Annotated in this window: 22 protein-coding genes; 8 read left to right on the top strand and 14 right to left on the bottom strand. The window is 69.5% G+C overall.

All coding sequences use genetic code 11. The features are described from left to right. Positions 1–162 precede the first annotated feature (162 nt). Entirely contained in the window at positions 163–1,875 is a 1,713-nt protein-coding gene (gene leuA, locus ABZU75_RS03820; protein ID WP_350913286.1) for a 2-isopropylmalate synthase, read from the bottom strand. Positions 1,876–2,169: 294 nt separating this feature from the next. Between leuA and ABZU75_RS03815 the strand changes: the two genes are divergently transcribed. Continuing rightward, positions 2,170–2,415, top strand: a complete 246-nt coding sequence (locus ABZU75_RS03815) for a DUF2630 family protein (protein WP_350913284.1) — start codon at positions 2,170–2,172, stop codon at positions 2,413–2,415. Here the strand turns inward: ABZU75_RS03815 and ABZU75_RS03810 are convergent. From ABZU75_RS03810 to urtA, 7 genes are all read right to left on the bottom strand, one after another. Next, a complete protein-coding gene (locus tag ABZU75_RS03810) occupies positions 2,409–3,467 on the bottom strand; it encodes a hypothetical protein (protein WP_355549168.1) in 1,059 nt (352 codons plus the stop codon). The two genes, ABZU75_RS03815 and ABZU75_RS03810, sit on opposite strands and share 7 nt — an antisense overlap. Then, positions 3,464–4,837: a transporter substrate-binding domain-containing protein gene (locus ABZU75_RS03805; RefSeq protein WP_355549166.1), complete on the bottom strand. Its 1,374-nt coding sequence runs from the start codon at positions 4,835–4,837 to the stop codon at positions 3,464–3,466. The genes ABZU75_RS03810 and ABZU75_RS03805 overlap by 4 nt, the downstream gene beginning before the upstream one ends. A gap of 113 nt (positions 4,838–4,950) precedes the next feature. Further along, positions 4,951–5,640 (bottom strand): urea ABC transporter ATP-binding subunit UrtE, encoded by a 690-nt coding sequence (urtE, locus tag ABZU75_RS03800; protein ID WP_343978534.1) that lies wholly within the window; start codon positions 5,638–5,640, stop codon positions 4,951–4,953. Then, complete coding sequence (gene urtD / locus ABZU75_RS03795; RefSeq protein ID WP_350913276.1) at positions 5,618–6,376, bottom strand: urea ABC transporter ATP-binding protein UrtD; 759 nt, start codon at positions 6,374–6,376, stop codon at positions 5,618–5,620. Before urtD ends, urtE begins: the two co-directional genes overlap by 23 nt. Then, entirely contained in the window at positions 6,373–7,482 is a 1,110-nt protein-coding gene (gene urtC, locus ABZU75_RS03790; protein ID WP_355549163.1) for an urea ABC transporter permease subunit UrtC, read from the bottom strand. Before urtC ends, urtD begins: the two co-directional genes overlap by 4 nt. Next, on the bottom strand, positions 7,479–8,345 hold the full coding sequence (gene urtB, locus ABZU75_RS03785; protein ID WP_355549161.1) for an urea ABC transporter permease subunit UrtB: 867 nt from the start codon (positions 8,343–8,345) through the stop codon (positions 7,479–7,481). The genes urtC and urtB overlap by 4 nt, the downstream gene beginning before the upstream one ends. 119 nt (positions 8,346–8,464) lie before the next feature. Next, complete coding sequence (urtA, locus tag ABZU75_RS03780) at positions 8,465–9,700, bottom strand: urea ABC transporter substrate-binding protein (RefSeq protein WP_350913270.1); 1,236 nt, start codon at positions 9,698–9,700, stop codon at positions 8,465–8,467. A 303-nt stretch (positions 9,701–10,003) separates the two neighbouring features. Here urtA and ABZU75_RS03775 point away from each other — a divergent pair, with 303 nt between their 5' ends. The 7 genes from ABZU75_RS03775 to ABZU75_RS03745 all read left to right on the top strand — a co-directional run bounded on the left by ABZU75_RS03775 (position 10,004) and on the right by ABZU75_RS03745 (position 16,271). Continuing rightward, positions 10,004–11,560 carry an endonuclease/exonuclease/phosphatase family protein gene (locus ABZU75_RS03775; RefSeq protein WP_355549158.1) on the top strand — a complete coding sequence of 519 codons (1,557 nt, stop codon included), beginning with the start codon at positions 10,004–10,006 and terminating at the stop codon, positions 11,558–11,560. A gap of 139 nt (positions 11,561–11,699) precedes the next feature. After that, a complete protein-coding gene (locus ABZU75_RS03770; protein ID WP_343978549.1) occupies positions 11,700–12,002 on the top strand; it encodes an urease subunit gamma in 303 nt (100 codons plus the stop codon). A 22-nt stretch (positions 12,003–12,024) separates the two neighbouring features. Then, positions 12,025–12,351 carry an urease subunit beta gene (locus tag ABZU75_RS03765; protein ID WP_030903960.1) on the top strand — a complete coding sequence of 109 codons (327 nt, stop codon included), beginning with the start codon at positions 12,025–12,027 and terminating at the stop codon, positions 12,349–12,351. Next, positions 12,341–14,056: an urease subunit alpha gene (locus tag ABZU75_RS03760; RefSeq protein ID WP_355549154.1), complete on the top strand. Its 1,716-nt coding sequence runs from the start codon at positions 12,341–12,343 to the stop codon at positions 14,054–14,056. Before ABZU75_RS03765 ends, ABZU75_RS03760 begins: the two co-directional genes overlap by 11 nt. A 28-nt stretch (positions 14,057–14,084) precedes the next feature. Continuing rightward, a complete protein-coding gene (locus tag ABZU75_RS03755; RefSeq protein ID WP_355549152.1) occupies positions 14,085–14,762 on the top strand; it encodes an urease accessory UreF family protein in 678 nt (225 codons plus the stop codon). A 27-nt stretch (positions 14,763–14,789) separates the two neighbouring features. Next, complete coding sequence (gene ureG, locus ABZU75_RS03750) at positions 14,790–15,458, top strand: urease accessory protein UreG (protein WP_355549150.1); 669 nt, start codon at positions 14,790–14,792, stop codon at positions 15,456–15,458. Positions 15,459–15,461: 3 nt separating this feature from the next. Further along, positions 15,462–16,271 carry an urease accessory protein UreD gene (locus ABZU75_RS03745; RefSeq protein ID WP_355549148.1) on the top strand — a complete coding sequence of 270 codons (810 nt, stop codon included), beginning with the start codon at positions 15,462–15,464 and terminating at the stop codon, positions 16,269–16,271. A gap of 80 nt (positions 16,272–16,351) precedes the next feature. Here ABZU75_RS03745 and era read toward each other — a convergent pair whose 3' ends face one another. The 6 genes from era to ABZU75_RS03715 form a co-directional block, all read right to left on the bottom strand. Next, entirely contained in the window at positions 16,352–17,272 is a 921-nt protein-coding gene (gene era / locus ABZU75_RS03740; RefSeq protein WP_350913256.1) for a GTPase Era, read from the bottom strand. Positions 17,273–17,289: 17 nt separating this feature from the next. Next, the gene (locus tag ABZU75_RS03735; protein WP_350913254.1) at positions 17,290–17,622 is read right to left on the bottom strand and encodes a cytidine deaminase; all 333 of its coding nucleotides are present in this window, start codon (positions 17,620–17,622) and stop codon (positions 17,290–17,292) included. Positions 17,623–17,703: 81 nt separating this feature from the next. Next, positions 17,704–18,330 (bottom strand): hypothetical protein, encoded by a 627-nt coding sequence (locus ABZU75_RS03730; RefSeq protein ID WP_355549145.1) that lies wholly within the window; start codon positions 18,328–18,330, stop codon positions 17,704–17,706. 365 nt (positions 18,331–18,695) lie between these two features. Beyond that, positions 18,696–19,997: a hemolysin family protein gene (locus ABZU75_RS03725; RefSeq protein WP_355549143.1), complete on the bottom strand. Its 1,302-nt coding sequence runs from the start codon at positions 19,995–19,997 to the stop codon at positions 18,696–18,698. Further along, positions 19,994–20,476, bottom strand: a complete 483-nt coding sequence (ybeY, locus tag ABZU75_RS03720; RefSeq protein ID WP_343979833.1) for an rRNA maturation RNase YbeY — start codon at positions 20,474–20,476, stop codon at positions 19,994–19,996. Before ybeY ends, ABZU75_RS03725 begins: the two co-directional genes overlap by 4 nt. Before the next feature lie 55 nt (positions 20,477–20,531). Continuing rightward, complete coding sequence (locus tag ABZU75_RS03715) at positions 20,532–21,596, bottom strand: PhoH family protein (RefSeq protein WP_350913248.1); 1,065 nt, start codon at positions 21,594–21,596, stop codon at positions 20,532–20,534. Between the last annotated feature and the right edge of the window lie 12 nt (positions 21,597–21,608).

Below are 21,608 nucleotides of genomic sequence, written 5' to 3'. Positions count from 1 at the left end.
ATTATATGGCGTCAGGACGACCGGTTTCCCCACCGCCCCGGCCACCTGCCGAGACGACTCGACCGCGCGTCCGCGGGTTACGCGGGAGGCGCGGTCGAATAGGCGACAGATGACCTTGTGGATCGTTGTCGGACGCGTTGCCCCGGCGGGTCGTACCGGGGACTAGCGGTTGGCGCGGTTGACCGCGGAGATGACGGCCTTGAGCGCGGCGGCGGTGGTGTTGGCGTCGATGCCGACACCCCACAGGGCCTGGCCGGCGATCTCGCACTCGATGTAGGAGGCGGCCTTGGCGTCGGTGCCGGCGCTCAGGGCGTGCTCGGCGTAGTCGAGGACGCGAACCTCGATGCCGACCCTGGCCAGGGCCTCACAGAAGGCGGAGATGGGACCGTTGCCGACACCCTCGACCTCGCGGATCTCCCCGTCGATCCGCAGGTCGGCGCTGATCGCGTCCTTCTCGTCGCCCTGGGAGGCGGTGCGGTGGGCCAGCAGGCCCAGCCGGCCCCACGGGCCGACCTCGTTCGGCAGGTACTCGTCGGTGAAGATCTCGAACATCTGGGCCGGGCTCACCTCGCCGCCGAGGGCGTCGGTGCGGCCCTGGACGACGCGGGAGAACTCGATCTGCAGGCGGCGCGGCAGGTCCAGCTGGTGGTCGGCCTTCATGATGTAGGCGACCCCACCCTTGCCCGACTGGCTGTTGACCCTGATGACCGCCTCGTACGTACGGCCGATGTCCTTGGGGTCGATCGGCAGGTAGGGGACCGCCCAGGTGAACTCCTCGACCGGGACGCCCGCGGCGGCCGCGTCGCGCTCCAGGTGCTCGAAGCCCTTCTTGATGGCGTCCTGGTGGGATCCGGAGAAGGCGGTGTAGACCAGCTCGCCACCCCACGGGTGGCGCGGGTGGACGGGGAGCTGGGTGCAGTACTCGGTGATCCGGCGGATCTCATCGATGTCGGAGAAATCGACCTCCGGGTCGATGCCCTGCGAGAACAGGTTCATGCCCAGCGTGACCAGGCAGACGTTGCCGGTGCGCTCTCCGTTGCCGAACAGGCAGCCTTCGATCCGGTCCGCCCCGGCCAGGTAGCCCAGCTCGGCGGCGGCGACGGCGGTGCCCCGGTCGTTGTGGGGGTGCAGGGAGAGCACGATCGAGTCGCGATAGGCCAGGTTGCGGTGCATCCACTCGATCTGGTCGGCGTAGATGTTGGGCGTGGCCATCTCGACGGTGGCGGGCAGGTTGATGATGACCTTGCGGTCGGGGGTGGGCTGCCACACGTCGTTGACGGCGTCGCAGACCTCCACCGCGTACTCCAGTTCGGTGCCGGTGAAGGACTCCGGGGAGTACTGGAAGTAGATCTCCGTGCCGTCCATCTCGGCGGCCAGCTTCTTGCAGAGCTTGGCGCCCTCGACCGCGATCGCGGTGATGCCCTCGCGGTCCTGGCCGAAGACGACCCTGCGCTGGAGGGTGGAGGTGGAGTTGTACAGGTGGATGATCGCCTGCTTGGCCCCGCGCACCGATTCGAAGGTCCGCTCGATCAGCTCGGGTCTGGCCTGGGTCAGGACCTGGATCACCACGTCGTCAGGGATCAGATCCTCTTCGATGATCTGCCGTACGAAGTCGAAGTCGGTCTGGGAGGCGGCGGGGAAGCCCACCTCGATCTCCTTGTAGCCCAGCTTCACCAGCAGCTCGAACATCTTGAGCTTGCGGTGGGGGTCCATGGGGTCGATCAGCGCCTGGTTGCCGTCACGCAGGTCGACGGCACACCACCGGGGTGCCCGCTCGATGACCTTGTCCGGCCAGGTCCGGTCGGCCAGCCGGATCGGCGCGAAGGACTCGTAGCGCTTGAACGGCATGGGGCTGGGTTGCTGCTGCGGATACATGCAAAGGCTCCTCGACTGGGAAAACAATCGTGGCCGACACGCATGGCTCGCTCCGCGACGAGGGAGCCGGCCCTTACAGGCCCTCGTCGCGGCAGCTAAGAAGCAGCCCGCGCAGCATGCATAGCACGCTATCAGACGGGTCCGAATGCCCGAGCCCCGGTCTCACATGGCGGAACTCGAAGATCTCCGGGAGTCCGTCCGAGGATGGGCACGCGACGCGAAGCACGCCGGCGCCACCGGCTCGGCTTCCGACGGTACGGTCACCTGAGGAGAACTCTGACAGGGGGAACTGCCATGAGGGACGTCGACATCCTCGCCCACATCAACGAACTCATCGCCGAGGAGCGGGAGCTCCGGAAGAGGCTGACTTCGCACTCGATCTCCTCGCATGAGGAGAACAACCGGATCCAGCAACTGGAGGAGGCTCTCGACCAGGCATGGGACCTGCTCAGGCAGCGCCGGGCACGCCGCGAGTTCGGTGAGGACCCCGACTCCGCCGCGCCCCGCCCGATCGACGAGGTCGAGGACTACCGTCAGTGACCGCCCGCCCCGAAGGCCCCTGCCGGAGTCGGAGTCGAGGTCGGGGACGGTGAGACGGGAGCGGGTTCCGCGGCCGGGCGGCCCTCGCAGCGTGAATCGGCCGGGGTCCGCTGCGAGACCGGGGCGAGCCAGGAGATCACGCTCTGTTCGACGTACCAGCCGTGCAGGTTCGCCCATGTCCTGGGCACCTCGCCGGGGTCGGGGCAGAGCACCTTCGACCGCAGCCGCTCGTTGGAGATGAAGCTCACCGCACCGTCGCGGTGCAGGACCGTGGTCATCAGGTCGTCACTGGCGACCATGTAGCCCACGAGCACCTCGGAGGACTTCTCCCCGGTGATCTCCAGGGCGATCAGCGGGAGGATCGGCGCCCTCATCACGACCGCGCCGACCAGGAACGGGGTGAACACCGCCATCGCGATCGCGATGCCATGGGTCAGCACCCTGGCCGACGCCGCGGGCACCGGGCCGGTCAGCAGCGGCGCGCACACCGGGGGGAGCGTCAGCAGGATCGCGGTCGCCACGTCCCGCTCGGCGAACGCGGTGACGACGGCGGGCCACAGCAGCACGTACGACAGCACCGCGGCGATCAGCGGCAGCGCGTAGCAGAACGTGGTCCGCAACTCCTCGTTGGCCGGGAACCGCTCGCGCACGATCAGGCCCGCCAGCGCGAGCGACAGCATCATCAGCGTCGGCAGGAAGCGCAGTTGCCAGGTGCCCACGCCCACCAAGACGGCCAGGCCCGCGACCCAGCCGGGCAGCCGCCGGGCCGCGCGCACCAGCCATGAGGAGCGGCCCGTGCTGATCCAGCAGAGGGTGCCGAGGAGCCGGCCGCCGACGACGACGACGGGCAGCACCCACACCGTGGTCAGCAGGATCGCGCTCAGCATGCCCAGCGGGCTGATGGTCTGCACGAGCAGGAGCAGCGTCTGGGTGTCCTGCCGGCTGGCGTACCACAGCCGCATCACCAGCAGGACGATCGGGAACACCGGCAGCAGCGTGAGGAACCACTCCTGGTTCCTCGGCGCGTCCCTGACCCGACTGTCGGTCTTCAAGGGGCGGAGGGACAATCCTGGACGGGGAGGGTCCGCTCCCACGGCCAGCGGCGCACCGGCGGGGGAAGCGCGCACGGCTGCTCCGCCTGGGCCACGTTCACCCCCGGGTTGGTCTTCAGCAGCGGCTCGATGTGGGTCTTGTACGCCTCCTCCCAGCGCTGGTTCTGCGGATCGGCGTAGGAACGGTAGAGCGCGAGGTCGACCAGGGTGCGCAGCGCGGCGTTGGGCCCCGCGTTGACAGCCCACATCTCCGTCTTCTCCAGCGCGATGTCGTGGTGACGCAGGTTCCTGTCCTGCGCGACGAACCCGGCCAGGAGTGCCGCGTCGGTGGTCACCGCGTCGATGTCGCCCCTCCGGAGACGCTCCACGCACTTGCTGATCAGGCCCTCGGCGATGGGGTTGCCCCTTATCGCCTTGCTCAGCTCGACCAGGGAGGTCGAGGTCCCGAGCGAGCAGACCTTCTTGCCCTCGAGCTGCCCCAGGGAGGCGACGTGTTCGTCCTCGTAGTCGGATCTGGTCACCACCGACTGCTCGGTGAAGAGGTAGGGCGTGGAGAAGCCGACCGAGGGGTCCGCCTTGCGGTCGGGCGTCACGCTGAAGGTCGCCACCACGAGGTCGACCCTGACGAATCCCCCGTTCTCGTTCCGGGCCTGCATGCGGGCCCTGTCCTCGGTCTCGATGGACATGAACTCGACCTGGTCGCGCCGGAAACCCAGATCCGCCGCGATCATGTAGGCGATGTCGATGTCGAAGCCCTCGAAGCCGCTCCCGTCCTTCGCCCTCAGGGCGATGCCCGGGGTGTCGTCCTTCACGCCGATCCGGAGCCTGTCCTTGCTGAGGAGTCCCGCCTTCTCCCGCAGCTCGGCCTCGGTGGGCGGCCCGTTCACCCATGCGATGGACACCCCGACCACGACCGCCGCGACGACCAGCGCGATCCAGGCCGTCAGCCGGAACCGGCGGAATCCGCGCCTGGCGGGCGTCCCCGGCGGATCGATCCGCGCCCCGGGGTACGCGTCCTCGAAGGGCCGCACATCCTCGGGCCGCGGGTCGCGGCCGTACCTGTCGTCGTCCCGCCGGTCACGCTCGTACCGCTCGTCGAACCGGCGCTCCTGACCGTATCTGTCGTCGTCCCACCGGCCGCGCTCGTACCGGCCGTCGAAGCGCCGCTCACGGTCATGTCGATCGTCGGACCGTCGGTCACGATCGTCACCGGGCGATCCGCCGGTCTCGGCGCCCGATCGCCCCTCGCGCTCGTCGTCGGCCGGGCTGCCGGTCTCGCGGCCGGGCTGCCGGTCGGAGCGACCGTGATTCCCGGGAGGGTCCGGTGTCCCCTCCGCTCGCGTTCCCCCGTCCGCAGGTTCCTCCGCCATGACACCCCCGGACTCCCTTTTTGCTGGGTAGGTTATGTCGCCGTCGCCCGCAGCGGGAGGTTCTTCATCAAGAAGAGATCAAATACGACTTTCTTGATATGAATTAGTGCGGTTCACACGGCGAGAAGGCGGTGAATTTCCTCCCCGTGTAATTCCTCCACCGCCCCCGAATGAGCGACGTGCCCGGCGTCGAGGATGAGAAAACGGTCGGCGAGACGGAGCGCCAGGTCCAGATACTGTTCGACCAGCAGGAGCGACAGGCCGGAGGCGTGCAGCCGCTCGATCGCCTCCTCGATCTCGATGATGATCGAGGGCTGGATGCCCTCGGTGGGCTCGTCCAGGATGAGCAGCCTGGGCCGGGTGACGAGCGCGCGGGCGATCGCGAGCTGCTGTTGCTGTCCGCCGGACAGGAATCCGGCACGCCGCTTGAGCAGCGGCTTCAGCCGGGGAAAGGTCTCCAGCGCCTCCTCCAGCGCCTCCTGCGGGCCGCCGGAGGCCTCCAGTGTGACCTGAAGGTTGCCGAGCACGCTGAGCTGAGGGAAGGTCTCGTGCCCCTGGGGGACGTACGCCATGCCGAGCCGTACCCGCTCGTGCGGCGGCAGGCGCGTCACGTCCCGGCCCTCGAAGGTGACCGAGCCCGCGGTGGCGGGCAGCACGCCCATCACGGTGTTGAGCAGGGTGGTCTTGCCCACCCCGTTGCGGCCCATCACGCACACCAGTTGCCCTGGCTCCACCCGCAGGGAGACCCCGAACAGCACCCGGGCCCTGCCGTACCCGGCGTCAAGATCCTGTACTGACAGCATCTCCGCGCTTCCTTCCGAGATAGACCTCCTGCACGCGCGGGTCGTCGCGGACCTGGTCCACCGAGCCCTCGATCAGCACCTTGCCCTCGTGCAGGACGGTGACCTGCGAGGCGTACCTGCGCAGGAACTCCATGTCATGTTCGATCACGATCACCGTGTGGTCGTTGGCCACGGACGTCAGCAGCTCGCCGGTCCGTTCCCGCTCGTCCTTCGACATCCCGGCCACCGGCTCGTCCAGCAGGAGCAGCTTGGGGCTCTGGGTGAGCAGCATGCCGATCTCCAGCCACTGCCGCTGCCCGTGGGAGAGCACCCCCGCGGGCCGGTCCGCCAGCTCCCGCAGCCCCGTGGTCTCCAGCGCGTCGGCGACGGCCGTGGAGATCCCGCGCCTGCGCCGGGCCAGCGACCAGAGCGGGCGGCGGAAGGAGGCCGCCAGGTCGAGGTTCTCCAGGACCGTGAGCTCCTCGAAGACCACCGAGGTCTGGAAGGTACGCCCGACGCCGAGCCGGACGATGCTGTGCTCGCGCAGGCCGGCCAGGCTGCGGCCGTCGAAGACGACCTCGCCGGTGGTGGGGCGGGTGAGGCCGGTGATGACGTCGATGAGCGTGGTCTTCCCCGCGCCGTTGGGGCCGATCAGGAAGCGCAGTTCCCCCGCCTCGACGGTCAGGTCGATGCCGTCGATGGCGCGGAAGCCGTCGAAGACCACCGACAGCCCGCGTACCTCGATGATCGGGCTCATCCGACCTCCTCCATGACTCTCCTGCCGGGGGCGTCGTCCGTGGGCGGGGGTTCCGGGGCCGTGGGGCGCTTCGACCGCCGGGCCAGGGCGTCGCGGGCCGACGCCACCAGGCCGAGGATCCCTCTGGGGGCCAGGGTCATCACGAGGATGAACAGCGCGCCCTGCAGGTAGAGCCAGCCGTCCGCGAACTGCTCGCTGAAGGAGGTCTTGGCGTACCCCATGACGACCGCGCCGAGGATGGCCCCGGCGAGGGCGAACCTGCCGCCCACCGCGACCGCGACGACGAGTTCGAGCGAGGGGACCACCCCCAGCAGCGCGGGCGAGATGATGCCAACCACCGGCACGAACAGGGCACCCGCCAGCCCGGCCATGCCCGCGGAGATCGCGAAGACGACGGTCTTCACCCTGGCCGGGTCGTAGCCGAGGAACCTGACGCGGTCCTCGCCGTCCCTGATCGCGACGAGCAGCCGCCCGAAACGGCTGCCCACCAGCTGGCGGGCACCGAGGTAGAGCAGCCCGGTGACGATCGCGACCACGAAGTAGAGCCCGCGCTGGGTGGAGTCCGCCGCCAGGTCCTGGCCGAACAGGTCGAAGAAGTTGGTCAGACCGTTGGTGCCGCCGGTCAGGCCCTGCTGGCCGACGAGCAGGATGACGAACGCGGCGGCGAGCGCCTGGGTGAGGATCGCGAAGTACGCGCCGCGCACCCGCTGGCGGAACACCAGCAGGCCCAGCACGGTGGCGATCAGCATCGGCCCGAGTACGACCATGGCCAGCGCGAACACCGGGTTGGCGAACGGTTTCCAGAGCACGGGCAGCTGCTCGACCCCGCTCCAGACCATGAAGTCGGGCAGGTCTCCCTGGGCGTCCACCAGCTTCAGGTGCATGCCCATCGCGTAGCCGCCGAGCCCGAAGAACACGCCCTGGCCGAGGACGAGCATGCCGCCCTGCCCCCAGGCCAGTCCGATGCCCAGGGCGATGATCGCGAAGCAGAGGTACTTGGCCAGCAGGCCGAGGCGGAAGGGTTCCAGCAGCAACGGTGCGACGACCAGGGCGAGCACGGCCACCGCCGCGAAGAGCCCCGGCCCTCTGAGGCGGGTGAGATTCACGTGAGCGCCCTCGATCGGAGTACGAACAGGCCCTGCGGGCGGAACTGGAGGAAGGCGATGATCGCGGCGAACACGATGACCTTCGCCAGGCTGGCGTCGCTCCAGAACTCGGCGTAGGAGTTGAGCAGGCCGAGGCCGGCGGCGGCGATGACGGCACCGCGCAGCTGGCCGAGCCCTCCGGCGACGACCACCAGGAAGGCGTCGACGATGTAGTAGGTGCCCAGCGCCGGGCCGACGGGGCCGATGAGGGTGAGCGCCACCCCGGCGACCCCGGCCAGCCCCGAGCCGATGAAGAAGGTCCGCTGGTCCACCCGGGCGGTGTTGATGCCGCTGACCGCGGCCAGCTGCCGGTTCTGCATCACGGCCTGCATCCGGCGGCCGGCGCCGGTGCGGTTCATGTAGGCCCAGATGCCGATGACCGTGGCGACGGCCAGGCCGAAGATGAACAGCCGGTTGTACGGCAGGGACGCGATGCCGCCCTGCAGCCAGGTGGGTGCCTGGACCTGCACGTTGGGCGCCCCGAACAGGTCGCGGGCGAGTTGCTGGAGCACGAGGCTGACGCCCCAGGTGAGCAGCAGGGTGTCGAGCGGGCGGCCGTAGAAGTGCCGGATCGCGGTCCGTTCCAGGATGAGCCCCATCAGCCCGGCGACCAGGAAGGCGACGGGCAGGGCCACGATCACCGCCATCCGGCCGGTGAGGTCCTGGAGCAGGTAGGCGGTGTACGCCCCGGCCATGATGAACTCGCCGTGGGCCATGTTGATCACGCCCATCTGACCGAACGTGAACGTCAGCCCGAGGGCGATGAGGAGCAGCACGGCGCCGATGGACAGGCCGATCGGGAGCTGGTTGAGAAAGGCCTCCACCGAAGGTCCCCTTCCTACGAGTGTGTGGCTCCGGAACCGGGCCGCGCCGCGTTGTGGGCGCGCCACGGTACTTTCCGTGATCTGGTCACGGCCCGGTCCGGAACCGGTCTTGAGGGGGGTCAGCCGGTGGCCAGGCCACTCGCCCAGGGGTAGCCCTTGAGGTAGGGGTCGGGCTTGATCGGCTGGCCGGAGTTCCAGACCTCCTTGATGAGACCGTCGGGCTGGATCACCCCGATCCTGGCCGTCTTGTACATGTGCTGGTTCTCACCGTCGATGGTGACGAGGCCCTCGGGACGGTCCAGCGCGATGCCGCCCGCCGCCTTCCTGACCGCCTCGACCTCGACGCTGCCGGCCTTCTTGACGGCCTCGGCCCAGAGGTAGACGGCGTTGTATCCGGCCTCCATCGGGTCGGAGGTCACCTTGTCCGCGCCGTACTTGGCCTTGAACGCGGCGACGAACTTCTCGTTGGCCGCGTTCTCGGTGGTCTGGTAGTAGTTCCAGGCGACGGGGTGGCCGGCGATGTTGTCGACGCCGATGCCCTTGACCTCCTCCTCGGCGACGCTCACCGACAGCACGGGCATCTTCTCCGCGGTGACCCCGGCGCTGTTGAGCTGCTTGAAGAAGGCGACGTTGCTGTCGCCGTTGAGGGTGTTGAAGACCGCGTCCGGCTTGGCCTGGAGGACCTTGTTGGTCAGCGTGCTGTACTCGGTGTGGCCGAGCGGGGTGTACTCCTCGCCGAGGATCTCCATGTCGTTCGCCGCCGCGTACGCCTTGATGATCTTGTTGGCGGTCCGGGGGAAGACGTAGTCGCTGCCGACCAGGAAGATCTTCTTCTTGCCCTGTTCCTTGAGGTAGTCGAGGCCGGGGATGATCTGCTGGTTGGTGGTGGCGCCGGTGTAGAAGATGTACGGCGAGCTCTCCAGGCCCTCGTACTGCACCGGATACCACAGCAGGGCCTTGCTCCGCTCGAAGACCGGCAGCATCGCCTTGCGGCTGGCGGAGGTCCACCCGCCGAAGGTGGTGGCGACCTTGTCCTGGCGGATGAGCTTGGTGGCCTTCTCCGCGAAGGTGGGCCAGTCGGACGCGCCGTCCTCCACCACGGGGACCAGCTTCTTGCCGAGTACTCCCCCGGCGGCGTTGATCTCCTCGATGGCGAGCAGTTCGGCGTCCCTGACGGTCACCTCGCTGATGGCCATGGTGCCGCTCAGCGAGTGCAGGATGCCGACCTTGATGTCTCCGTCACCGCCACTCGCGGCGGCCGCGTCCTTGTTCGCAGGGGCTTCACCGCCGCAGGCGGTCAGCGTCGCGGCCAGCGCCGCGACGGCCACCACGGAGCACCATGCTGTCTTCCTCAATGACTTTCCTCCTTGCCGGTACGGCCCCCGCACCGATCTATCTGCCGCCAAGGTGACTGAGTGAGGTTTCCCGCCTAGTTCGCGGTTGTTAATTGCGTCTTACCGGCATATCACCGCCGTGACAGAGCGCAGCGATACAGACAGACTGCACGCACTTGTACAGACAAATCGCGAAACGACGTGATACTGAGCAGCGGTAATGAGTTTCCGGTGCGCGCAATCTGAATGACAGTCGTCATACACCATGCCGTTACCGGGGCGCTTCAGGCTTATCTCGCCTCAAGAACCCCATAAGGAGCCTGAATGCGCCGGTTATTCATGGTGGCGGCAGCCGTAGTGACACTCGGCCTGACAAGCGGCCTGGTGAACGTCCCTGCCTTCGCCGCCACGGACGGCACGCTGAACGTCATCTCGGCTTCGGTGAAGGCCGGTGAACCGATCAGCCTGACCTACTCCACCCCCCGTCCCGACCCGAAGAACTGGATCGGCCTGTATACGGACCCCGGCAACGGCCCGGTCGCCGAGAAATACGTCGGCCCCTCCCTGAAGTGGGTCTACATCCCCGAGGGCTCCGGCACCGCCACGCTGCCCACCGACGGTCTCGAACCGGGTGACTACGTCGCCTACTCCCTGGCCAAGGACGGCTATGCCTGGCTCGCCCAGCCCGTCAAGTTGAAGATCGTGAGCGCCGAACCGCTGCACTTCGTCAGCGACCGCGTCCCGTTGCGCAACGCCCGCGCGCTGAAGCCGTACGCCGCGACCGTCGGCGGCCTCACCCGGGGTGACGCCGAGGGCCTGACGTTCCGCAAGACCTCCGGGCCCCGCTGGGTCACCGTCGGCTCGGACGGCAGTATCTCGGGCACCCCGCGCCCGCCGGACGCGCTCCGGCCCGCGGCCGTGCGGATCGAGGCGCGCAACGGCGCCGGCGAGACCGCCTCGGTGACCGCGGCGATCGAGGTCAGGGTTCCGGGCGCCAAGCTCGTGCCCGACCTCAAGGCGATGAGCTGGAACCTCTGGCACGGCGGCAGCCAGGTGAAGGGCGCCCGCGAGAAGCAGCTGAAGTTCCTGCTCGACCACGACGTGGACGTGGTCGGTATGCAGGAGACCTCCGGCACCTCCGCGAAGGAACTGGCCGAGGCGCTGGGCTGGGAACACTTCCAGGCCGGGAACGACCTGGGCATCGTCAGCCGCTACCCGATCACCTCGCGCGGCCCGCTCCCGGCCGCGTCGGGACTGGCCGGGATCACCGCCAGGATCCGGGTCGACGACCAGCACAGGCAGGACGTCGTCATCTGGAATGTCCACCTCGGCTACACGCCCTACGGTCCCTACGACGCCTGCTTCGGGAAGATGAGCCACGAGCGGCTCCTGGCCAACGAGGTCTCCTCGGGGCGCACCCCGCAGATCACCGCGGTCCTCGCGGCCATGCAGTCCGACCTGCGGGACGCGAAGCGGACCCCCGTCCTGCTGACCGGTGACTTCAACGCTCCCTCGCACCTGGACTGGACGCCCGCGACCAGGCGCTGCGGCTATGACTCCGTGGCCTGGCCCGCCTCGGTCCTGCCGGAGAAGGCGGGCCTGAAGGACTCCTACCGGGTCGCCCACCCCGACCCGGTCGCCGCCCCCGGCATCACCTGGTCACCGATCTACCCGACCTTCACCGGCGGCTACGGCCACGACGCCCACAAGGGCGAGCCGGAGCCGCAGGACCGGATCGACTTCGTACACTACGCGGGCGATCTCCGGGTGCTGGACTCCAGCGCCCTGGTCGAGGGCACCCCCGCCCCCATCCCCGGCCACTCAGGCAACGCCTGGACCTCCGACCACGCCGCGGTTCTGACCACCTTCAGGATGCATTGACCGGACGCACCGAACCTCCCCGCGGAGGAAGGGCGGCTCCATGCCGCCCTTCCTCCGTTCGTACAGCCCGCGCCACCTGGAAACCGACACGACATCAACGTGCAACGTCACCGAAACCACCGGTTCCTATGGTCCGGGAATGCGGCTCACACCACACGAGCAGGAACGCCTGCTCATCCACGTCGCCGCCGGTCTCGCCCGCGACCGCAGGTCACGTGGCCTCCGGCTCAACCACCCCGAGGCCACCGCGATCATCGCGTCCTTCCTCATGGAGGGGGCCAGGGACGGACGGACCGTCGCCGAACTGATGGAGGCGGGGCGCAAGGTGCTCTCCCGCGACGACGTCATGGAGGGGGTGCCCGAGATGCTGTCGTCCGTACAGATCGAGGCCACCTTCCCCGACGGCACCAAGCTCGTCACCGTCCACCAGCCGATCCCGTGACCCCAAGGAGCGGTGAGCGCCGATGACACCCGGCGAGATCCTGTACGGCGACACGCCCATCCCGCTCAATCCGGGCCGCGAGCGCGTCACCGTCCGCGTCGTCAACACCGCGGACCGGCCGATCCAGGTCGGCTCGCACTACCACTTCTCCGCGTGCAACCCCGGCCTGGAGTTCGACCGCCAGGCGGCCTGGGGCACCCGGCTCGACGTCCCCGCGGGTACGGCGGTGCGGTTCGAACCCGGTGTGGAGCGCGACGTGACCCTCGTGCCGATCGGCGGGCTGCGGATCGTCCCCGGTCTCCGTCCCGAATGGGCCGGACCTCTCGATGGGAGTCCCGGTGTTCATTGAACGATCCCGCTACGCCGCGCTCTACGGCCCCACCGTCGGTGATCGGATCAGGCTGGCGGACACCGACCTGCTCATCGAGGTCACCGAGGACCTGTCGACGGGCCCCGCCGGAGCGGGCGACGAGGCGGTCTTCGGCGGCGGCAAGGTCATCAGGGAGTCGATGGGCCAGGCCAGGACCACCAGGGCCGAGGGCGCGCCCGACCTGGTGATCACCGGCGCGGTGATCCTCGACCACTGGGGCGTGGTCAAGGCGGACATCGGAGTCAGGGACGGCCGTATCGTGGCGATCGGCAAGGCCGGAAACCCCGACACCATGGACGGTGTCCATCCGGACCTGGTGATCGGCCCCTCGACCGAGATCCTCGCGGGCAACGGGAAGATCCTGACCGCCGGGGCGATCGACTCCCACGTCCACCTGATCTGCCCGCAGATCCTCGACGAGGCCCTCGCCGCGGGAGTGACGACCATCGTGGGCGGCGGCACCGGGCCCGCCGAGGGCACCAAGGCCACCACCGTCACCGGCACCTGGTATCTCGCCCGGATGCTGGAGTCTCTCGACTCCTACCCGATCAACGTCGCGCTGCTCGGCAAGGGCAACACGGTCAGCCGCGAGGGGCTGCTGGAACAGCTCCGCGCCGGGGCCTCCGGTTTCAAGCTGCACGAGGACTGGGGCACCACCCCGGCCGCCATCGACGCCTGCCTGTCGGTGGCCGATGCCACCGGCACCCAGGTCACGATCCACACCGACACCCTCAACGAGGCCGGGTTCGTGGAGTCGACGCTGGCGGCGATCGGCGACCGGATGATCCACGCCTACCACACCGAGGGAGCCGGCGGCGGGCACGCACCCGACATCATCCGGGTCGCCTCCTACGGCAACATCCTGCCGTCCTCGACCAACCCGACCCGCCCGCACACCGTCAACACGCTCGACGAGCACCTCGACATGCTGATGGTCTGCCACCACCTCAACCCGTCCATCCCCGAGGACCTGGCGTTCGCCGAGTCCCGGATCCGGCCGTCCACAATGGCGGCCGAGGACATCCTGCACGACATGGGCGCGATCTCGATGATCGGCTCGGACTCGCAGGCGATGGGCCGGGTGGGCGAGACGATCATCCGGACCTGGCAGACCGCGCACGTGATGAAGCGCCGTCGGGGGGCTCTGCCGGGTGACGGCCCCGCCGACAACCTCCGGGCCCGGCGCTACGTCGCCAAGTACACGATCTGCCCGGCCGTGGCCCACGGCCTGGACGGCGAGGTCGGCTCGGTGGAGACCGGCAAGCTGGCCGACCTGGTCCTGTGGGACCCGGCCTTCTTCGGTATCAAACCGAACCTGGTGGTCAAGGGCGGTGTGATCGCCTACGCCCAGATGGGCGACGCGAACGCCTCCATCCCGACCCCGCAGCCGGTCATGCCGCGCCCGATGTTCGGTGCCGCCCCGGTCACCGCCGCCGCCACGTCCGTCCACTTCGTCGCCCCGCTGGCGATCGAGGACGGCCTCGCCGACCGGCTGGCCGTACGCAGACGCCTGCTGCCGGTGGCCGACGTCCGCCGCAGGGGCAAGGAGAGCATGCCGCTGAACGACGCCATGCCCAGGATCGACGTCGACCCCGACACCTTCGCGGTCAGCGTCGACGGCGACCTGATCGAACCCGCCCCCGCCGAGACCCTGCCCATGACCCAGCGCTACTTCCTGTTCTGATCTCCTGCCCGGCCGAAGGGAGCCCCGGATGAACGCCGCGCTGCTGCTGCTGGCCGATTCCCGGCTGCCCGCCGGGGGACACGGTCACTCCGGTGGCGCCGAGGAGGCGGTCAGGATCGGCGCGATCCACGACCTCGCCGGCCTCGCCGCCTTCCTGCGGGGCCGGCTGGCCACCGCGGGCCTGGTGACGGCCGCCCTCGCCGCCGCGGCCTGCGATCTCGGCGCGTCTCCCCCCGCGGCGACCGGCCGCCCGGAGTGGACGCGGCTGGACGCGGAGGCAGACGCCAGGATCTCCTCGCCCGCCCAGCGGGAGGCGAGCCGCACCCAGGGCAGGCTGCTGCTGCGGACCTCGCGGAGGATCTGGCCCTCCCCGGTGCTCGACACGCTGGCCGGGGCCCTGCCCCAGGGCGCCCACCATCCCCTCGCGCTCGGCGCGGTGGCGGCCGTGGCGGGATGCTCCCCCGCCGAGGCCGCCCTCGCGGCGGCCTACACCTCCGTCACCGGACCCGCCACGGCGGCGGTACGGCTGCTCGGCCTCGACCCCGTCGCCGTCCACCGACTGCTCGCCGAGCTCGCCCCGGCCTTGGAAAGGGTCGCGGCCACCGTCCCCACCGGCTGGGAGGCGCTGCCCGCGCATGCCTCCCCCGCGCTCGACCTGCTCGCCGAACACCACATTCATGCGGATCTACGGCTTTTCGTCTCCTGACGACCATCTGGAAGGACGGTGACCCATATGGGCGCCAACCACGACGACCACCACCATGCGGCCGACCCGCACGGCCGGGCGTTACGCCTGGGCATCGGAGGCCCCGTCGGCAGCGGCAAGACCGCGCTGACCGCGGCGCTGTGCCGGACACTCGGCCCGTTCATGCACCTGGGCGTGGTCACCAACGACATCTACACCACCGAGGACGCCGACTTCCTGCGCAGGGCGGGCGTGCTCGACCCGGAACGGATCGTCGCCGTGCAGACCGGGTGCTGCCCGCACACCGCCATCCGGGACGACATCGCGGCCAACCTCGACGCGGTGGAGACCCTGGAGGAGCGGTTCGGCCCGCTCGACCTGGTGATCGTGGAGAGCGGCGGGGACAACCTCACCGCCACCTTCAGCAGGGGCCTGGCCGATCGGCAGATCTTCGTGCTGGACGTGTCCGGCGGCGACAAGGTCCCGCGCAAGGGCGGCCCCGGCGTGACGACGGCCGACCTGCTCGTGATCAACAAGACCGATCTGGCCCCGATGGTCGGCGCGGACCTCACGGTCATGTCACGCGACGCGGCGGCCGTACGGGACGGCAAACCCGTGCTTTTCACCTCGATCAGGGAGGATCCACGAGCGTACGCGGTCTCCGAATGGGTCACCGGCCTCGTCGAGTCCTGGGCCCACGAGCACTCCCACGCCTGACCCATGCCCCTCACCGACCCGGTCCCCGCACCCGTCCTGCCCGCTCCGGCACCGGCGGGGTCCGTACCACGGCCGGAGCAGGCAGGACGGCGGGCGATGAGGGCGCGGGCGGCGATCGCCACCCGGCGGGACGCGGCCGGCCGGACCGTCCTCGCCACGATGCGCTCCGGCCCACCGCTCACGCTGCGGGCGACCGCGCCCGGCCGGGTGCACCTGGTGTCCACCGCGGCGGGTCCGCTGGGCGGTGACGATCTGGCCCTCGACATCGAGGTGGCGCCGGGAACCGAACTGGAGGTGCGGTCGGTCGCGAGCACTCTGGTGCTGCCCGGCCCCGCGGGGGCCGAGTCACTGATGACGATCACGGCCCGGGTCGGCGCGGGCGCCTCGCTCAGGTTCGCGCCAGAACCGACGGTGCTCGCGGCGGGCTGCCTGCACCGCATGGTCGTCCGGCTCGACCTGGCCGAGGACGCGCGGGTGCGCTGGCGCGAGGAGATCGTCTTCGGCCGGTACGGCGAGCGCCCCGGACGCTGCCACTCACGCTTCGACGCCGTTCTCGGAGGGGTCCCGCTGCTCCGGCAGGAGTTCGTGGTGGGCGACCCGGAGATCGACGGCAGTCCCGCCGTCTACGGCGACGCCCGCTGCGTGGGCAGCATCCTGATCACCGGCCGGGCGCCGGAGACGGTGGTCGGCCGGGGCTGGGCCGCCCTGCCCCTGGCCGGGCCGGCCACCCTGGTCTCCGCGCTCGGCCGGGACGCGGTCGAGCTGCGGCGACGGCTCGGGCACGGAGAGGAGGCCATCACCGACCGCCGCTGAGGGGCACTGAGGGAGCACCGCCGCGGTCCCCGGGAGCCGGGCCCGCACAGCCGCGGCTCGCGCCGCCGTGCCGGGAACCGTCAGTCGTAGAAACCCAGGCGGCGGAGCTGTTTGGGGTCGCGCTGCCAGTCCTTGGCGACGCTGATGCGCAGGTCGAGGTAGACGCGGGTGCCGAGGAGCGCCTCGATCTGCCGGCGGGCGCGGCTGCCGACATCCTTCAGCCGGGAGCCCTTGTGCCCGATCACGATGGCCTTCTGGGACGGACGCTCGACGAACATGTGAGCGTAGATGTCGAGGAGGTCGTCACGCCCCTGTCTGGGAAGCATCTCGTCGACGACCACCGCGATCGAATGCGGCAACTCGTCGCGCACCCCCTCCAGGGCCGCCTCCCGGATCAGCTCGCCGACCAGCACCTGCTCGGGCTCGTCGGTGAGCTGTCCTCCCTCGTACAGCGGCGGGCTCTGGGGCAGGCGCTGGACCAGCACGTCGGCCAGCACGTCGAGCTGCTCACCCGACTGCGCGGAGACCGGCACGATGTCATCGAACTCGGCGAGCTGGGAGACCGCGAGCAGCTGCGCGGCGATCTGCTCGCGGGTCGCCAGGTCGCACTTGGTCACCACGGCGACCACCGGGGTCTTCTTGACGCCCGCGAGCTTCTCGGCGATGAACCGGTCGCCCTTGCCGATGGGCTCGTTGGCGGGCACGCAGAAGCCGATCACGTCGACCTCGGTGAGGGTGGAGAGCACCAGGCTGTCCAGCCGCTCACCCAGGAGCGTGCGGGGCCGGTGCAGGCCCGGCGTGTCGACGATGACGAGCTGGGAGTCGGGGCGGTGCACGATGCCACGGATGGCCCGGCGGGTCGTCTGGGGCTTGGAGGAGGTGATCGCCACCTTCGTGCCGACCAACGCGTTCATCAGCGTGGACTTGCCGACGTTGGGCCGGCCGACGAAGCAGGCGAAACCGGCATGGAAATCAGCAGCTGAGGAACTCACGTCAACCATTGTCGCCGATGCCGGACTCAGCTCTGACGCGGTGTCCCGTCAGGACCGGCCACGAGCAGGGTCTCGGCACCCAGGTCGCGGACCGCCCGCGTGTCGTCGTCGGAGGGCCCCTCACCCGCGGTGACCAGCGCGGCCGCCTCCAGCGACTCCGCTCCACCGGACACCGCCATCGCCACGGCGACCTGGATCGCCGACAGGGTCAGCGACGGCAGCGCCACGTTGGTCGCCGAGTAGGTCCGGCCTGTCTCGTCCCGTACGGCCGCGCCCTCGGCGGCTCCGTTGCGTGCACGGGCGGAACGGGCCAGCACGATGATCTTCTTGTCCTCGGGATCGAGGGTCGCGTCACTCACAGCACAAGGGTATTCAGCTCCCGGCGCCAAGGACGACACGGGTGCGGCCCCGGCACCAAAACGACACGGCTGCCGCCTCTCTCAGGCGGCGACCTCGTCGACCAGCAGGCGGGCGAGCTCCCGGGTGCGCTCGGCGTCGACGTCCCTGACACCGGCGTGCACCAGTGAGATCAAGGTATGGCCGCTGAGGGCGAACACCAGGTGCATCTCGTACGGATATCCGTTCAGCTTTCCGTTCAGCCTCCTGGCCTGCACCTCGTCACCGACCCCTGCCAGGTTCAGGGGGGAGACCCGAAGAGCGGTGCCGCGGCCCGCCCCCTGGGCACGTGCGACCGGACAGCCGCTCAGCGCCTCCGTGAGCTCGTTGAAGTGAAGCTCGGCGTCGTCACCGCGGTAGGAGGCCAGACCGAATCCGGCCAGCTCCCCGATCCCGTCACCCTGGTAGGTCACGGCCGCCCGCGCCCCCAGTGCCCGCTGCGGCGGCCTGCCTCCCGCGATGTCGAGAACGAGCCGGCAGTCCTCGTTCACCGGCTGGAACGGGGCGCGCCAGCCGTCCCGCGGACGGGCCGAGAACCCGTCGGGCAGCCCTCGCGTCTCGTCGAGCACTCCCCGCAGCCGGTTCAGCTCCGCGGCGCCGTCCATCGCGTCGCCGGCCCCCGCTCCGCCGGCGCATCCGGCCGCCCCGCCCACGATAAGTCCACATAACACCGCAAAAACGACAATATTCATCCCCCGCGTCATGACCATCCCCCCGATGTCATGTGCGAGGCGTCTCGTCCTCGCCGACTCGCTTTCTTCCCCGTCCGCAAAAGCGGCAATCATTAAGAAACGCCTAAGGGTGCCCTCAACCGTATTTCACGGTCGAGAACACCCCTAAGCGAGTGACGCAGGACAGCCACGAAGCCCTACGTGAACTCTTCTCCCCCGTGAGCCGACCCACGCGCCGCGAACCCCTCCGGACGCGGGGACCTCCCACCGGCTCCCGCGCGACCAGGTGCCGTGCGAGAAGCATCACCCGTGCCGCTTGCAGAGCACTTGCGGACGACTTGGGGCAAATCCACCGCCCCAGCCCGTCACTGGTCGGGGGAGGCCGAGACCGAGTCGGGCTCCGCGGGGGCGATCCTGGTGACGAGGACCGTGCCGATCCGGTTGCGACGCCCGGCGAGGCTCTCGGCCGTCAGGCTGAGACCCTCCACCACCGCCTGGGAACCGGCGATCGGCACCCGGCCCAGCGCGTGTGCCAGCAGCCCTCCGACGGTCTCGACGTCGTCGACCTCCAGTTCGATGCCGAACAGGTCTTCCAGATCGTCCACCGGGAGCCTGGCGGTCACCCGTACCGCGCCGCCCTCAAGCGGCTCCACCCTGGGGACCTCCTGGTCGTACTCGTCGGTGATCTCACCGACGATCTCTTCCAGGATGTCCTCAATGGTGACCAGGCCGGCCGTGCCACCGTACTCGTCGATGACGATGGCCTGGTGGATCTGGCGGGCCTGCATCTCGCGCAGCAGCTGGTCGATCGGCTTGCTCTCCGGCACGTAGGTGGCCGGGCGCATGATGGACTCCACCGGCTCGGCGCGCCCGTCGTCACCGGTGTCCTGCACCCGGCGTGCGATGTCCTTGAGGTAGGCGATGCCGATGACGTCGTCCTCGTTCTCGCCGACCACGGGAATCCGGGAGAAACCGCTGCGCAGCGCGAGGGACATGGCCTGGCTCAGCGTCTTGCCGCGCTCGATGAACACCATGTCGGTGCGGGGCACCATGACCTCGCGGACCAGGGTGTCGCCGAGCTCGAAGACCGAATGGATCATCTCCCGCTCGTCTGGCTCGATGACCCTGCGCTCCTCGGCCAGATCGACCAGGTCCCGCAACTCCGCCTCGGAGGTGAAGGGGCCCTCGCGAAAGCCCTTGCCCGGCGTCACCGCGTTGCCGAGCAGGATGAGCAGCTTGGGCAGGGGGCCGAAGATCCGGGTCAGGCCGTACACCACGGGGGCGCTGGCGAGCGCGATGGGCTCGGCGTGCTGGCGGCCCAGCGTGCGCGGGGAGACCCCGACGATCACGTAGCTGACGACGATCATGACCGCCGCCGCCGCGGCGTAGGCCCAGCCCTGATCCCCGAGCCAGTCGATGAAGAGCAGCGTGCCGATCACCGTGGCGACCAGCTCGCAGCTCAGCCGGAGCAGGAGCAGGAGGTTCAGGTAGCGCGGCGGGTCGGCGACGATGGCCTGCAGACGCACCGCGCCCCGGCGGCCGTCACGGACGAACTCCTCCGCGCGAACCCTTGAGATACGAGTCAGAGCCGTCTCCGCGCTGGCGATCAACCCGCCGACCACGACGAGGACGACGGCGGAGAACAACCACCCGTTGGCGAGGTTCACCGCTGGGGGCGCACCTCCTGCCACGACTCCAGAAGCTCGCCCTGAAGGCCGAACATCTCCTTGTGCTCCTCGGGCTCGGCGTGGTCGTAGCCGAGCAGGTGGAGGATGCCGTGCGTGCACAGCAACTCCAGCTCGGCCTCGGTGCCGTGCCCGGCCTCGGCCCCCTGCTTGGCGGCCACCTGCGGGCAGAGCACCACGTCACCGAGGAGCGCCGGGTCGGTGGGCGAGTCACCCTCCTGCCGTGCCCCCGCGCCCGGTCCCGGCCGCAGCTCGTCCATCGGGAAGGCGAGCACGTCCGTGGGGCCCGGCTCCCCCATCCACCGTTCGTGCAGAACCGACATGGTCTCCTCGTCGACGACCAGGATCGACAGCTCGGCGAGCGGGTTGATGCCCATCCGCTCCAGCACATGCCCGGCCAGCGAGACGATGAGCCCCTCGTCGATCTCGACGCCGGACTCGTTGTTGACCTCGACGCTCACAGGTCCCCCCCTGCTTCCCCCGTGCCGCGCGACCCGCTCCGGAATCGTTCCGCGCTCATGTCCTCTCCCGAGGACGCTGCTTGACCATGCCCTTGATCTGCTGCGGCGCGCGTTGGCGCTGCGTCTCGTCATAGCGCCCGTACGCGTCCACGATGTCGCCCACCAGCTTGTGGCGCACCACGTCGTCGCTGGTCAGACGGCTGAAGTGGATGTCAGAGATGCCTTCGAGGATGTCCTGGACGACCCGCAGACCGCTCTGCGTGCCGTTCGGCAGGTCGACCTGGGTGACGTCGCCGGTGACGACGATCTTCGAGTTGAACCCCAGCCGGGTCAGGAACATCTTCATCTGCTCCGGCGAGGTGTTCTGCGCCTCGTCCAGGATGATGTAGGCGTCGTTGAGCGTGCGGCCCCGCATGTAGGCGAGGGGGGCCACCTCGATCGTGCCCGCGGCCATCAGCCGGGGGATCGACTCGGGATCGAGCATGTCGTGCAGCGCGTCGTAGAGCGGGCGCAGGTAAGGGTCGATCTTCTCGTAGAGCGTTCCCGGCAGGAAGCCCAGCCGCTCGCCCGCCTCGACCGCGGGGCGGGTGAGGATGATCCGGTTGACCTTCTTCTCCTGGAGGGCCTTCACGGCCTTCGCCATCGCGAGGTAGGTCTTGCCCGTGCCGGCCGGGCCGATGCCGAAGACGACGGTGAACTTGTCGATCGCGTCGACGTACCGCTTCTGGTTCACGGTCTTCGGGCGGATGGTCCGGCCCCGCGAGGAGATGATGTCCAGCGAGAGCACCTCGGCGGGACGGTCGGAGGTCATCCGCAACATGGCGATGCTGCGCTCGACCGCGTCGACCGTGAGCTGCGCGCCTCCGCGGACGAGTTCGGACATCTCCTCGAAGAGCCGCACCACGGTGCTGCTCTCCTCCGGGCTGCCGGTGACGGTGATCTCGTTGCCCCGGACGTGGATGTCGGCGCGAAAGGCGCCCTCGATGACGCGCAACAGCTCATCGCGCGAGCCCAGCAGGCTGACCATCGACTGATCGTCCGGAATCACCACCTTTGCCTGAGTCCGGCTGGAACCCCTGGACCTCGGCGACGTTCTGCTGGAATCGTTTGTCTCGGACATGAGCTGGCCCTA

This window comes from Streptosporangium sp. NPDC005286, from assembly GCF_040607515.1.
Lineage (GTDB): Bacteria > Actinomycetota > Actinomycetes > Streptosporangiales > Streptosporangiaceae > Streptosporangium.
Note: the sequence above shows the minus strand (reverse complement) of the source record. Positions and strands in the feature narration are given on the sequence as shown.

Coding starts and splice junctions, on each gene's coding strand:
- leuA (WP_350913286.1), bottom strand. CDS start 1,875: ATGTATCCGCAGCAGCAACCCAGCCCCATGCCGTTCAAGCGCTACGAG.
- ABZU75_RS03815 (WP_350913284.1), top strand. CDS start 2,170: ATGAGGGACGTCGACATCCTCGCCCACATCAACGAACTCATCGCCGAG.
- ABZU75_RS03805 (WP_355549166.1), bottom strand. CDS start 4,837: ATGGCGGAGGAACCTGCGGACGGGGGAACGCGAGCGGAGGGGACACCG.
- urtE (WP_343978534.1), bottom strand. CDS start 5,640: ATGCTGTCAGTACAGGATCTTGACGCCGGGTACGGCAGGGCCCGGGTG.
- urtD (WP_350913276.1), bottom strand. CDS start 6,376: ATGAGCCCGATCATCGAGGTACGCGGGCTGTCGGTGGTCTTCGACGGC.
- ABZU75_RS03775 (WP_355549158.1), top strand. CDS start 10,004: ATGCGCCGGTTATTCATGGTGGCGGCAGCCGTAGTGACACTCGGCCTG.
- ABZU75_RS03770 (WP_343978549.1), top strand. CDS start 11,700: ATGCGGCTCACACCACACGAGCAGGAACGCCTGCTCATCCACGTCGCC.
- ABZU75_RS03765 (WP_030903960.1), top strand. CDS start 12,025: ATGACACCCGGCGAGATCCTGTACGGCGACACGCCCATCCCGCTCAAT.
- ABZU75_RS03755 (WP_355549152.1), top strand. CDS start 14,085: ATGAACGCCGCGCTGCTGCTGCTGGCCGATTCCCGGCTGCCCGCCGGG.
- ureG (WP_355549150.1), top strand. CDS start 14,790: ATGGGCGCCAACCACGACGACCACCACCATGCGGCCGACCCGCACGGC.
- ABZU75_RS03745 (WP_355549148.1), top strand. CDS start 15,462: ATGCCCCTCACCGACCCGGTCCCCGCACCCGTCCTGCCCGCTCCGGCA.
- era (WP_350913256.1), bottom strand. CDS start 17,272: ATGGTTGACGTGAGTTCCTCAGCTGCTGATTTCCATGCCGGTTTCGCC.
- ABZU75_RS03715 (WP_350913248.1), bottom strand. CDS start 21,596: ATGTCCGAGACAAACGATTCCAGCAGAACGTCGCCGAGGTCCAGGGGT.